General features: G+C 54.5%; 14 protein-coding genes. 8 read left to right on the top strand and 6 right to left on the bottom strand.

The window, feature by feature from the left end:
- Nucleotides 1-13: 13 nt before the first annotated feature.
- Complete coding sequence (locus F822_RS06610; RefSeq protein ID WP_025041300.1) at nucleotides 14-580, bottom strand: TMEM165/GDT1 family protein; 567 nt, start codon at nucleotides 578-580, stop codon at nucleotides 14-16.
- Nucleotides 581-1023: 443 nt separating this feature from the next.
- On the opposite strand from F822_RS06610, the gene F822_RS06605 reads away from it, so the two are divergent.
- Together F822_RS06605 and coq7 are read left to right on the top strand one after the other, a co-directional pair.
- On the top strand, nucleotides 1024-2409 hold the full coding sequence (locus tag F822_RS06605; protein WP_025041299.1) for a (Fe-S)-binding protein: 1386 nt from the start codon (nucleotides 1024-1026) through the stop codon (nucleotides 2407-2409).
- A 26-nt stretch (nucleotides 2410-2435) separates the two neighbouring features.
- Nucleotides 2436-3062 (top strand): 2-polyprenyl-3-methyl-6-methoxy-1,4-benzoquinone monooxygenase, encoded by a 627-nt coding sequence (gene coq7 / locus F822_RS06600; protein ID WP_025041298.1) that lies wholly within the window; start codon nucleotides 2436-2438, stop codon nucleotides 3060-3062.
- A gap of 178 nt (nucleotides 3063-3240) precedes the next feature.
- Here the strand turns inward: coq7 and F822_RS06595 are convergent, their stop codons facing one another.
- The 5 genes from F822_RS06595 to ilvD form a co-directional block, all read right to left on the bottom strand.
- The gene (locus F822_RS06595) at nucleotides 3241-3657 is read right to left on the bottom strand and encodes an OsmC family protein (protein WP_025041297.1); all 417 of its coding nucleotides are present in this window, start codon (nucleotides 3655-3657) and stop codon (nucleotides 3241-3243) included.
- A gap of 162 nt (nucleotides 3658-3819) precedes the next feature.
- Nucleotides 3820-4575 carry a YdcF family protein gene (locus F822_RS06590; protein ID WP_025041296.1) on the bottom strand — a complete coding sequence of 252 codons (756 nt, stop codon included), beginning with the start codon at nucleotides 4573-4575 and terminating at the stop codon, nucleotides 3820-3822.
- Between the two features lie 149 nt (nucleotides 4576-4724).
- A complete protein-coding gene (locus F822_RS06585) occupies nucleotides 4725-5036 on the bottom strand; it encodes a c-type cytochrome (protein WP_025041295.1) in 312 nt (103 codons plus the stop codon).
- A gap of 48 nt (nucleotides 5037-5084) precedes the next feature.
- Nucleotides 5085-7136, bottom strand: coding sequence for a thioredoxin domain-containing protein (locus F822_RS06580; protein ID WP_025041294.1), 2052 nt, complete (start codon nucleotides 7134-7136; stop codon nucleotides 5085-5087).
- Between the two features lie 27 nt (nucleotides 7137-7163).
- Nucleotides 7164-8837 carry a dihydroxy-acid dehydratase gene (gene ilvD, locus F822_RS06575; RefSeq protein ID WP_025041293.1) on the bottom strand — a complete coding sequence of 558 codons (1674 nt, stop codon included), beginning with the start codon at nucleotides 8835-8837 and terminating at the stop codon, nucleotides 7164-7166.
- Nucleotides 8838-9332: 495 nt separating this feature from the next.
- On the opposite strand from ilvD, the gene lgt reads away from it, so the two are divergent.
- From lgt to F822_RS06545, 6 genes are all read left to right on the top strand, one after another.
- A complete protein-coding gene (lgt, locus tag F822_RS06570) occupies nucleotides 9333-10199 on the top strand; it encodes a prolipoprotein diacylglyceryl transferase (protein ID WP_025041292.1) in 867 nt (288 codons plus the stop codon).
- A gap of 12 nt (nucleotides 10200-10211) precedes the next feature.
- Entirely contained in the window at nucleotides 10212-10832 is a 621-nt protein-coding gene (locus tag F822_RS06565; RefSeq protein ID WP_025041291.1) for a class I SAM-dependent methyltransferase, read from the top strand.
- Nucleotides 10833-10885: 53 nt separating this feature from the next.
- Nucleotides 10886-11530: an SRPBCC family protein gene (locus tag F822_RS06560; RefSeq protein WP_025041290.1), complete on the top strand. Its 645-nt coding sequence runs from the start codon at nucleotides 10886-10888 to the stop codon at nucleotides 11528-11530.
- A gap of 133 nt (nucleotides 11531-11663) precedes the next feature.
- On the top strand, nucleotides 11664-11996 hold the full coding sequence (locus F822_RS06555; RefSeq protein ID WP_025041289.1) for a YnfA family protein: 333 nt from the start codon (nucleotides 11664-11666) through the stop codon (nucleotides 11994-11996).
- Between the two features lie 245 nt (nucleotides 11997-12241).
- Nucleotides 12242-12583, top strand: coding sequence for a DUF4156 domain-containing protein (locus F822_RS06550; RefSeq protein ID WP_036576093.1), 342 nt, complete (start codon nucleotides 12242-12244; stop codon nucleotides 12581-12583).
- Between the two features lie 66 nt (nucleotides 12584-12649).
- A complete protein-coding gene (locus F822_RS06545; RefSeq protein ID WP_025041287.1) occupies nucleotides 12650-13018 on the top strand; it encodes a thiol-disulfide oxidoreductase DCC family protein in 369 nt (122 codons plus the stop codon).
- Nucleotides 13019-13037: the final 19 nt, after the last annotated feature.

Here is a 13037-nt window from a genome sequence, read left to right as displayed (position 1 = left end):
TGTTAATGGTACGTCAATGAGGCGCCGCCCCGCCCGCCAGTGACCATATTCCCAGCAGCAAAAACGACGCAGCCGCGAACCATCGCATCATTGTCATATTGATGCGATCCGCAAGTATCTTGCCCATCCAGACGGCCGGTGCGTTAGCAAGCATCATGCCAAGCGTGGTTCCCAACACAACCGCTATCAGCGCATCATAGCGGGCGGCCAATGCCACTGTTGCCAGTTGCGTCTTGTCTCCCATCTCCGCCAGAAAGAAAGCAATTAGCGTGGTGACAAATGCCCCGGTGCTGAAAAAGCGCGGATTCCCTTCCAGGGCATCTGGTTTGAGCGCCCAAAGCCCGCATCCGATGAACGATAGCCCGACGACCCAGCCGAGAAATTGGGGAGAGATCAGGCTCGCCAGCCATGCGCCGACCGACGCCGCGAGCGCATGGTTGAATAGCGTGGCCACGAAGATACCGGCCATTATCGGGTAGGGCTGCCGTAGCTTGGCTGCAAGTACAAATGAAAGAAGCTGAGTCTTGTCGCCGATCTCAGCCAGCGCTACCAGCACGGTGGAGGTAAAAAATGCTTCCAAGATAGGGGCAGTGTATCAAAAATGGAGGTCCGGAAATTGTAGCGTGGTTTTGTTGTCCTAAACCACGTGCTCTCTCCAGTAATTGATGCCTGATAAGCGTCGGCCCTTCCCGAAACTGAACAATTTCCGGCAGGATACTCTTCCGGCGGATGCTTCCAGCCATGAAAGAATCCGGTATCGCTATCCTTCACCTGTCTTATTAACTAAGGGGCTAGCAGCCTGTCGGACTTGAAGAATCGCAGCGAAAAAGTGACTGGGTGAGGACAGATTTTGAGGGCCAATAGTTATTCTATTGGCTGAGAAAGCGGCAAAATATGAAACAGCCAGACGCTTTTGCAACCGATTTCCTTTAAGTCCGACAGGCTGCTAGACTCTCCGAATGTCAGCAGCGCCAGCAAAAACATGAAAAATGTGTCTACGGCCTTTTTTGGGTCGATGCGATCATGAAACCCACTGATCTTCCGTCCGATTTTTCTCTGGATTCGCTGATCGCCGAAGCCAACCGTTGTGTTGCATGCGGTCTATGCCTGCCGCATTGCCCCACCTATCGCGTAACACAATCGGAAGCCGATTCGCCTCGAGGGCGCATCGCTCTGATGAGTGGGGTTGCCGGTGGGCGTATTCCAATGAACGAGCGCTTTGCGCTGCACATTGACCGGTGCCTCACCTGCCGCGCCTGCGAGTCCGTATGCCCCAACCATGTGCGTTTTGGACAGCTGATAGACGGGACCCGTGCGATGATGGCATCCCCATCCAAACCGCTGGGAGGAAGTACACAGACCCCAAAATCCTGGTTTCGCCGGAGGGTAGAGCATGAAGTAATCGGCAAACCCACGCGTATCGATATGTTGCGCCCCCTCTTACGTTTTTATCAGCGAAGCGGTATGCAGAAGCTGTTGCGTAAGTCCGGTTTATTGGGAAAAACGAAGCTGATTTTGCTGGAAGCGCAGTTGCCACGCATCGACAAGCCTTTGCCCGGTGGATCAAATTTCTCGGGATCATGGCAAGCAGTTTATCCCGCTACCGGACAGCCACGCGGAGAAGTCGGCCTGTTCCTCGGTTGCGTGGCACGACTGACGGATATTGCAACGCTCAACGCGACAATAGTCGTCCTCAATCGTTTGGGTTACACGGTGCATGTGCCGCCCACGCAGACCTGCTGTGGTGCTTTGCACCAGCATAGCGGTGACAGGCAAACGGCGGCGCAACTTGCGCATCGAAACATCAGTGCTTTCGATGGGCTGAATCTGGAGGCGATTATCAGCACGGCGTCGGGTTGCGGCGTGCAGTTGGCGGAGTATCCCATTTTGTCCCCATCGCCTGGCTCAAAAGAGCCTGCGGCAGAATGGGAAGCCGGGAACGGGTGCGCCGGGGACATGCTGCCGAGCAAGCAGTTTTCGGCCAAAGTCATGGACATCAGTGCGTTTCTGGCAATAGCTGAGGGATGGGATGGCATAACGTTAGCGCCATTGGCGCATAAAATCTCAGTGCACGAACCCTGTAGTTTACGCAATGTGTTGCGCGGTTCCGCCTCTTCCTATGCGCTGCTCGCGCGCATTCCCGGCGCGCAGATCGCTCCGCTGGCTGGAAACGATCAATGCTGCGGTGCCGCTGGGACCTATTTTCTCGACCAGCCGGAGGTGGCAAAAGTGCTGCTGCATGATAAAATCGCCGCAGTAAACGCAAGTGGGGCTCGTTATCTCGCCACATCAAATGTGGGTTGTGCCATGCATGTTGCAAGCGCGCTGCGCGAAGCCGGATCAGTAATTGAAGTGTTGCATCCGATTACGCTCATAGCGCGGCAGATGAATGTAACCTCTCGAATTTAATTTAGTATCGTTTGCTTAGGACTGCCATGCCGAATCTGGATAAATTCATTATCGGTTTCGATCACGCACTGCGCACGCTGTTGACGCCGGCACAAACACTGCGGCCTGTTCCGGGAGCTGGGCTGCCCGAAGTCGAATTGAGCGATTCGGAGAAAAGTGAATCCAACGCACTGATGCGCATCAATCATACCGGCGAAATTTGCGCGCAAGCGCTATATCAGGGACAAGCGCTGACTGCGCGTAACGTAGAGGTGCAACATACCCTGGCGCAGGCGGCGCGCGAGGAAACCGAACATCTTGCCTGGACCGAGCGACGTATTGCGGAATTGAGCGGGCGGAAGAGCCTGTTGAATCCGTTATGGTATGGTGGATCACTCGCCATGGGCGCGTTGGCGGGCACACTCGGCGATAAGTGGAACCTCGGTTTTCTTGCGGAAACCGAACGCCAGGTGACATCCCACCTGGCGGGACATTTAAAACGCTTGCCGCATAACGACGGGAAAAGCCGCGCCATCGTCGCACAAATGCAAATCGACGAAGCGGGTCACGCTACCGCCGCCATGTCGCAGGGTGGCGTGGATTTGCCCATGCCCGTGAAGCTGATGATGAAGCTGGGTTCTAAAGTAATGACGAAAACGGCATATTGGGTTTGAACCAAAGGCTTGAACCTGCATCCCGCAGTTGACCGCTCATTTTTCAGCGCATTTATCAATTCAACGCCATCACCCGGAAGAGTTTTTGTGCTCATGGAGCTCACCTTTTTGGTGAGGCCCACTCTACGCCTTCCGACTGCTCTTCCAATCTGCGGCATTCAGGTTTAACGAAGACTCTTCAGCTCTCCACGATTTCAAAGTCGTGTGTCAGTTTCGCCGTTTTTCCCAGCATTATCGAAGCTGAGCAGTATTTTTCTGCGGAAAGAGTGATCGCCCGCTCTACTTGCTGGGGATTCAGCTTCTTTCCGGTCAGGATAAAATGGAAATGAATATGGGTGAATACCTTGGGTTCTTGCGGAGCCCGTTCCGCCTCGATTTCCACCACGCAATCGCTGATATCCTGGCGGCTCTTTTTCAGAATCAGCACTACGTCGAAAGCTGCGCAACCGCCGGTCCCCATCAGCAACATTTCCATCGGACGCGGCCCGAGATTTTTGCCGCCGGCTTCCGGTGGCCCATCCATCAGCACGACATGGCCGCTGCCGGATTCAGCCAGAAAGCTCATGCCATCGTTCCATTTAATACGTGTTTTCATGCTGGTTTTTCCAAAAAGTATCCGGGTGTTATTTTAATCCTGGTTCCAGGCAACAGCGAATAACATAAGTTGCTGATCAGCGACGCAATCGCTTGGCTTATTGCACTGCGGCGCGCTGCGAACATGCACGAGTAAATCGCAGCTTCGTTCGAAGAACGACGTTTACCCGGAAGCCGACGTCAGCCGATACCATGCTATGCCGATGACTTCATGGAAGAACAGGCTGCTTTTTTGCAGCGCGACCGCCGTGGGAATGAACGCGAATATATCCGTTTTATAGCGGGTAGTGTATGCAGTCGCAGCAGGGACAATCTTGAAGCCGGCCTGTTCGAATTCCCTGGCCGCTCTCGGCATGTGCCAGGCATGAGTAACGAGTGCGATCCGCCTGATCTCGTCCCTGTTGAGTATCGCGAAGCTCTTGTAGGCATTTTCACGGGTGTTTCGCGAAGCGCCTTCTGTCCACTTGACCGGAACCTGAAACTCATTTTCCAGTACCGCTTTCATTTGCGCCGCTTCGGATGATTTGCTTCCCAGCGGAGTGCCGCCCGTCGCCAGGATGGGTTTGCCTGTGCGGCGGTGCAGTTCCGCCGCGTAGCGTATGCGCTGCAGGCTATAGCGGCCGACAGTATCGCTGCCATATTCCGGCGCATGGTAGTATGTGCCGCCACCCAGTACCACGATTGCCTGCACATCGTTATCAAACGGATTGCGTCCGGGCGGCGTCTCCAGTCTTTGCAGAAGGGCCTCGGCGACGAACGGAATGGACAGTAAATAAAGCAAGATCAGCGCTGAAAATACCATAAGCTTACCTAACTCCGGCCTACGTTTCAGAAGCAAAATCCCTGCAGCGCCTAAAAGAATAACGCTGAACGGCGGCATCAGGAATGCGCTCAGCAGGTTGGACGCGAACCAGTTCATGTGTTACCCATGAACAAGCACACAAAAGCGTTTTTTATAATTCGGAATAAATTGCAGGAAAGCATCTTTACTCCACGCCACAGCTTTGCGCAATGGCAAACAAAAAAGCCGGCACATCAAGCGCCGGCTTTTTTTAACTCAACCCGGGTTTATTTGAGCGACAGAATAAACTGTGCCAGAGTTTTGGCATCGGCATCATTGACCTTTGCATTCGGTGGCATCGGAATCGGACCCCAGACTCCCTGGCTTCCCTTCTGTATTTTCACTGCCAGCTTGTCTGCGGCAGCCGGGTCAGCTTTATACTTGGCGGCGATATCCTTTAACGCAGGTCCGACCAGTTTTTTGTCCACCGTGTGGCAATTCAGGCAGCCACTACTTTTTGCCAGGTCCGCGTTTGCTTGCGCGGTACCTACCATTAACAGGGCTGATGCCGCAACCATTCCTATCCAGACAGCTTTCATACTCTCGCTCCTTTATCCGTTGATTAATTTTAGAAAGGCGGACCTATCTTACCTCATTTCGCAGATGCTCAGCAATTGCTGCAAGTCAGAGATCTCCGGTAAACACTTAACGCCGTGGCAGACCCAGGCGTTGACAGCACTACTTGTTGCTACCGGTTTATTCAGACTCGGCGGTAGCCCGACTAGTTCCAAAGGCAATGCAAATACAAGGGTGCAGGGGGAAATGCACTGCAACGTATTTTTCCATTCTGCCAGCGCGTGCCGCTGACCGCGCAGGATGACGATTTGCGGTGGCGTCAGCGATAGCTCCAATGCCGTCAGCAGGCTGCAACAGGAACTCGCGTAGCGGGAAATGGCAGGATAGAACAAGCCCAGCGTGCGCTCTGCTGCCTGCAAATAGCGGAATTCTCCGAGCAGATGCCCTAACCGCTGCAGAGCATGCGCTGCCACGCCGTTGCCTGAAGGCGTAGCGTTGTCGTGAGCAGGTTTGGGACGATATATCAGTTTTTCGTGATCATGGCTGGTAAAGAAAAAACCACCCGCCTGCTTGTCCTCGAATTGCTCCAGCAACACCTCTGCCAGCGCAACGGCAAATTCCAGGTCAGCTTGACGAAACTCAGCCTGCATCAGTTCCAGCAGCCCATCCAAAAGAAACGCATAATCGTCGAGATATGCGTTGAGATGTGCCTTGCCATCCTTGTAGGTGGCAAGCAGGCGGCTGTCTTTCCATAGCGTGGAGCGAATGAAATCAACCGCACAGGCGGCTGATTGCACCCAATCGTCCCGCTCGAATACACGGCCGCAGCGCGCCATTCCCTTAATCATCAGCCCGTTCCAGCTGGTGAGAATTTTTTCGTCACGGCCAGGATGCACGCGCAATTCCCGTTTGCGGAAAAGTTTGCTCCGCGCCGATGCGAGCCTTTGTTGCGCTTCCTCCCGGCTGATGCCGGCATTCACGGCCAAGACCGCAAGCGGCTGTGCGATTTCCAGATTCCAGTGCTTGTGCTCGAAATTAGGGTTATCCAAAAGGCCGTAATAGGGCGCAACCACGGCATATTCTTCCGGTGACACGGTTTGCGCCACCTCATCGCGGTCCCACACGTAGAACTTGCCTTCCTCGTTTTCGGAATCGGCATCCAAGGTCGAGTAATAACCACCGCCGATGGTTCCTCCACCCTGCATCTCCCGCATTACCCATGCGGCCGTTTCCTCCACCACTTGTTCAAACAGGGGATTACGGGTGGCGAGCCACGCATCGGCGTAGAGCCGCAGTAATGGTCCGTTGTCATAAAGCATCTTCTCGAAATGCGGAATATGCCAGTACTTATCGGTGCTGTAGCGGCAGAAGCCGCCGCCCAATTGATCATGGATGCCGCCCTCCGCCATCTTTTGCAGGGTATAGGATGCCATGTGCAGGGTTTGGGCATTCCCTGCGGCAAAGTAGCGGCGCAAACAAAACTCCAGTTCCGTGGGGTGGAGGAATTTTGGGGGATCCCCAAAGCCGCCATTGACTGAATCGAAGCGGTTTTCCAGCTCCGCCAGCGCCTGGTCGAGCGATTGCCCCGAAAATGCCGGTGCATCCAGGTTTTTTGACGGAAGCGTGTTGGCAAGCGACTTCAGCAGCGATTCGCCTTGACGCTCGATCTCCTCACCTCGGACATGATATGTCTCTGCCACGCGCGGCAATAAATCGAGAAAACCCGGCAGGCCGTGCCGAGGTGCTTTAGGAAAATACGTGCCGCCGAAGAATGGCTTTTGATCCGGCGTCAGAAATAGCGTCAGTGGCCATCCGCCGTTACGCCGGGTCAACATATAAAGGGCCGTCTGATAAATCTGGTCGATATCGGGACGTTCTTCGCGGTCTACCTTGATATTCACGAAATGCTGGTTCATCACCGCGGCAACTTGCGCGTCTTCGAAACATTCATGCGCCATGACGTGGCACCAGTGACAGGCCGAGTAGCCGATCGAGAGCAGTATCGGCCTATTCTGCGCACGAGCGAGTGCCAGCGCTTCCTCTCCCCAGGGATACCAGTCCACCGGGTTGTTCACATGTTGAAGCAGATAAGGACTGGTTTCACCGGAGAGATGGTTGAGCATGATTGGACCACGCGGAGAAGCTTGCGATTAATCTGTTATTGCTCCCCGGCTGGCGCTCGAAACCAGTTTCGCATATTTAGCAAGGACGCCGCGCGTATAACGCGGATGCGGCGGCTTCCATTCAGCGCGGCGCCGTGACAGTTCTTCTCCGGAGACGTTGAGTTGCAGCAGCCGCTGTTCGGCGTCGATGGTAATGGAATCACCTTCATGCACCAGCGCGATAGTGCCGCCCACGAAAGCTTCAGGTGCCACGTGGCCGACCACCATCCCGTAAGTGCCGCCGGAGAAGCGGCCATCGGTGATGAGCCCGACCGAATCTCCCAGACCTTCTCCAATAAGGGCGGAGGTGGGGGAAAGCATTTCGCGCATTCCAGGGCCTCCCTTGGGGCCTTCGTAGCGTATCACGACGACGTCGCCGGGCTGGATCTGCCGTGCAAGAATGGCCGCCATACAGGTTTCTTCGGATTCGAATACCCGTGCCGGGCCGGTAATCTTTGGTGTTTTCACCCCGGTGATTTTGGCTACGCAGCCCTCGGTGGCAAGATTACCTTTGAGTATGGCGAGGTGACCCTGCGCATACATGGGATTTTCCCATTGCCGGATGACATTCTGATCCTTGCGCGGCGTCGACGGGATATCCTTTAATACTTCCTCCACGGTCTGGCCACTTATGGTTACGCAATCGCCATGCAACAGGCCGTGTTCAAGCAACATTTTCATTACTTGGGGAACGCCTCCCGCTTTATGCAGATCGGTGGCGACATACCGCCCCGAGGGCTTCAAATCGCACAGCACCGGCACTTTGCCACGCATGCGTTCAAAATCGTCGATGGTCAGCGTCACTTCCGCCGCGTGGGCAATGGCCAGAAAATGCAGGACGGCATTGGTCGAGCCACCCACCGCCATGATCACGGCGATGGCATTTTCGATCGATTTTCTCGTGATGATATCGCGCGGGCGGATCTGCTTCCTGATGGCATCCACCAGGACTTCCGCAGAGCGGGCGGCACTCACGTACTTTTCGTCATCCTCTGCCGCCATGGTGGAAGAGTAAGGCAGGCTCATTCCCATCGCTTCGAAGGCCGACGACATGGTATTGGCGGTAAACATGCCGCCACAAGAACCGGCGCCGGGGCAGGCGCGGCGCTCTACTTCGAACAATTCCTTCTCGTCTATCTTGTGCGCCGTATACTGTCCGACAGCTTCGAAAGCGCTCACAATGGTGAGATCCCTGCCGTTGTAATGGCCGGGCTTGATGGTCCCGCCATACACAAAAATGGCGGGAACGTTCATGCGCGCCATTGCAATCATTGCGCCCGGCATGTTCTTGTCGCAACCCCCGATTGCAATGACTCCGTCCATGCTTTCCGCCTGCACCGCTGTCTCGATCGAGTCCGCAATCACTTCGCGCGACACCAGCGAGTACTTCATTCCTTCCGTGCCCATGGAGATGCCATCGGATACGGTGATCGTGCCGAACATTTGCGGCATTGCCCCCGCTTCTTTCAATGCACGCTCGGCATTAAGGGCTAACTCGTTCAGTCCCTTGTTGCAGGGGGTAATGGTGGAAAAACCGTTAGCCACGCCGACGATAGGTTTGTCGAAATCTTTATCGCCGAAGCCGACCGCCCGCAGCATGGCGCGGTTGGGGGAACGCTGTGCCCCCTGGGTTATCGCGCGGCTGCGTTGATTGTCTGACATGAATACTCCTTGAGAATATTGATAAACTTTGAGAAGCCCCTGAGTTGCGGGGGAGCATAAGGAAGTGATTTAACCTTGATCGGTGATATAACCCGGATGTTTCATAAATTGATGCGCGCCCTTGCTGGTCTTTTGTTTCGTATGAAAATTTCGTTCAGTCGGGCGTATGAATAACTACGCCACTCTTTCACAAAATCTCCCTGCAAAACAAAATCCTGCGCAATCATCACGCGAATTTATGAAACATCCGGGATAAAAAGAAGCGCGTTCTTTTTATGTGTCCTCTGCGGTTAATAGCGATTGGCCGTATGTATAATTATTGCCCGGAGAGAAACCACGCGTTTCGTGATCCTGGCTAGCCGAATCCATACAGCCGGCAAATAAATTTTATATGGTACGCTTTGGATACCGGCCTTCGCCGCTATCGCTGCTGAAGCGGCTATATTGTCCGCTCGCCGAATCAACAGTTATTTTACCTCAAAAAAGCGGAAGCCCATGCTCGTTCACCCGCAGTTCGACCCCATCGCCATCCATCTCGGGCCGCTCGCCATTCGATGGTATGGACTTATGTATCTCATCGGATTCGCGTCGTTCATCCTGCTGGGGCGCCATCGCATCAAGCATAACCCTCAAGGCGTATTCACACACGCCATGCTCGACGACATGCTGTTTTACGGTGTGTTGGGCGTGATATTGGGCGGCCGCCTGGGTCATGTATTATTTTACCAGTTCGGCTATTATCTACAGCATCCGCTGGAGATCCTTGCGGTTTGGCAGGGCGGAATGTCCTTTCACGGCGGCTTTCTCGGCGTGATATCCGCAATGGCGCTGCTGGCCCGAAAATATAAATTGCCGTGGCTGGCCGTAACGGATTTCATTGCGCCGCTGGTGCCGCTGGGCCTGGGCGCCGGCCGGATCGGTAATTTCATAAACGCCGAGTTGTGGGGACGCCCAACCGATGTCGCCTGGGGCATGATCTTCCCTAACGTGGACAGCCTCCCGCGTCATCCTTCGCAACTCTACGAGTTTGCATTGGAGGGGCTGGCTTTTTTTGCGCTGGTATGGATTTATTCGGCGAAACCGAGGCCGGTCGCAGCCGTGTCCGGCATGTTTCTTATCGGTTACGGCGTATTTCGTTCGGCCGCCGAATTTTTCCGCGAACCGGAGGATGGCTTCATGGGGGTAATGACGCTCGGTATCAGCATGGGTCAATGGCTATCGTTGCCGATGGTTGTCGCAGGAATAATCATGATTATTTGGGCCTATCGCACCCAGCCTATCCTGCCGCAGAGCCCCGCGCGGTCCGATAAGCCGGCCAAGGCTACCAAGCCCGCTGCGGCCGGGAAGCGGAATCGAAGCTAGGAAAAATCCCTCATGTCCTTGCGCCATTCCTACACGATTATCGCCCCGCTTTACGACGCTTTTCTAGCGGCGGCAGGTACGGGCCTGCGTGCAGCGAGTCTTGCACAACTACCGCAACAGCCCCGGCAAGATGGCCTCAACATCCTGATCAGCGGTATTGGGACGGGCCTCGACTTGCCCTATCTCCCCCCGGGCCATACTTATACCGGTCTGGATCTTACCGCCGCCATGCTGGGGCGCGCGAAACCCCGGATCGGAAATCTGCATTTGAATCTCGTTCGTGGCGACAGCATGGCGCTTCCGTTTGCCGGCGCTTCCTTCGACTATGTGGTGTTGCATCTCATTCTGGCGATCGTTCCCGATGCGCGTTCATGTTTGAGAGAGACGGCGCGCGTGCTGAAGCCGGGCGGCCACGTGCTGATACTCGACAAGTTCCTCAAGCCGGGTGAGACCGCGTGGCTGAGAAGAGCGCTGAATCTGCTGTCGCAGCATATTGTTACACGGCTCGATGTTATATTTGAAGAGGTACTGGAAGGCGTTCCTGAATTGAAAATGGAAACGGATGTGCCGGTACTGGCGGGCGGCTGGTTCCGTAGTATTCGCCTGACCAAAGACCGGCCGGATGCCGAATAGAAGCACTCTTTACATATGACGAAGCCGTCAACCCAATATTTATCGGGAGTTCCATGCGCTGCATTGCTGTTTTTGCCGCCGCTGCTGTATTCGCTGCCATACCTGCGCAGGCGCTCGACGTGAAGAGCCCTGGGCCGGACTGGACGGAGGCTTATCACACCAGCGAACTTACCATTTTCATAAAAGACGTCAATGAGGGTCGTAGAATCGTGGCAACTGGCGAGGTGGAGGTCCGGCCAGAGATTGTTTTTGATGTTCTCAGCGACTTCGAGCATTACCCGGATTTCATGCCTTATGTAGAGGAGTCACGCATACTCAGCCGCAAGGGAAATAGCCAGGTTGTCACTTACGCGCGTATAGCGCCGCCATTCGTAAGTGATCGCGACTATCTGCTCAGGGTCAGGATGACACGCGGCACGGCCTCAAACAGTGGTGTATTCAAGATTGAGTGGGAGGCAGTCCCCGAGGTGCAACCCGAGGTCGAGGGGGTCGTGCGTATCAAGCTTAATGAAGGCTCCTGGCTTGTGGCGCCGCTTGATGGCGGCACGCGCACACAGCTGACCTACACGTTGCTGACGAATCCCGGCGGTCTGATTCCGGACTTTGTTGCAAACATGTCGAATACGATCGCCATACCTGAACTCTTCAAGGCGGTAGGGAAGCGCTCCGTTCAAGAAGCGAATGCAAAAGGGGAGTAAAAGAAAAATAGCAAACTGCGCCAGTCAGTGTTATGCATTATTCATCACTTCGAATGTGCGCACTGCACCGCGATCAGCTTATACGTTCTGTTTGCAAGAGGTATCGTTCGGATGTAATTGTTGAGGTGCCGATATGTTTGAGCTAAAAGTCCTTTTTCTTTTCCTGGCTACGGCTGTTGCCGAGATTATAGGCTGCTATCTGCCTTATCTCTGGCTCAATCAGGGCCAGAGTGCCTGGTTGCTTATACCCGCTGCCGTAAGCCTCGCGTTATTCGCATGGCTGCTCACTCTCCACCCCACAGCTGCAGGCCGTACCTACGCCGCGTATGGAGGTGTCTATATTTTTGTTGCGATCCTCTGGCTCTGGGCTGTCGACGGTATCAGGCCAACGGCATGGGACGTGGCAGGGTCTCTGGTGGCGCTTGCGGGCATGGGCATTATCATGTTTGGGCCAAAACATGCATAATCACATGCATAGTCCAAAAGTGTGAATTACATCTCTTTCCATCGGGAGCTTTTGGTGGCCATTACTCGGTTGAATTTGTACTACGCTTGAAACCTGCAATCTTCTTTTCAAAATTGTTTATGAGCCGGTTCCAAACAGGGCGCAAACGGGAATCCTGAAATCTTCTCTACAACTGCCTGATAACCGACTCTATGTATCAGCGAACGATGATCAAAAGACCAAAAATATCGTATAGGGGAGAGAAAATGATCATGAAAACAGGTGTCGCGGTATCGGTTCTTCTTCTTGTCGGTTGTTCAGCGATTTCGCCGACGCCGGAAGGAAGGTCCGTTGAGCTTCTGACTGAAAAACCAACCGGCAATTGCAAAGCGCTTGGCGACGTTGTCGGCTCTCAGGGTAATTGGTTTACCGGTGACTATACATCAAACGAAAATCTGCTCATCGGCGCCCGAAACGACCTGCGTAACAAGGCATCTAAAATGGGCGGAAACTACGTTTGGGTGCAAGACTCCAGTAATACCAACGCATGGGGCAGCAAAGGCACATCAAACACCACGGTCCTGGGTGTTGTCTATCGCTGTGAGTGAGCCGGGACGCGTGCGTTCAAGGTGGCTCTGTTTCTATTTCGTTTGAAATAGATGGGGTCGAGGAAAATGTCCAGCAAGGTCTATTACAACAGCGCATGCCCCGTTTGTAATGCGGGAATCAAGGATCAGCGCAAGCGTATGGAAGCGTGCGGTATCAAGGACATCCAGTGGATCGATGTACATGCTCATCCGGAAGCGGTAGAGGAGATAGGCGCGCCGCTGGAGCAGGTGCGGGAGCGGCTCCACGTCAGGAGTGCGGATGGCAAGCTTAGCGTAGGCGCCGATGCGTTCGCTCGTCTGTGGTCACAGACGCCGGGTCAGCGCTGGTTGGCCGCGTTATTGCGTTTACCGGTGTTCAGGCAACTTACGCAATTGGCGTACAATTTGTTTGCCCGTCTGCTGTATCGCTGGAACCGTGCAAAGAGACACTGGTAATATCCACGCCTGATCAGGC

The organism is Nitrosospira briensis C-128 (assembly GCF_000619905.2).
Lineage (GTDB): Bacteria > Pseudomonadota > Gammaproteobacteria > Burkholderiales > Nitrosomonadaceae > Nitrosospira > Nitrosospira briensis.
Note: the sequence above shows the minus strand (reverse complement) of the source record. Positions and strands in the feature narration are given on the sequence as shown.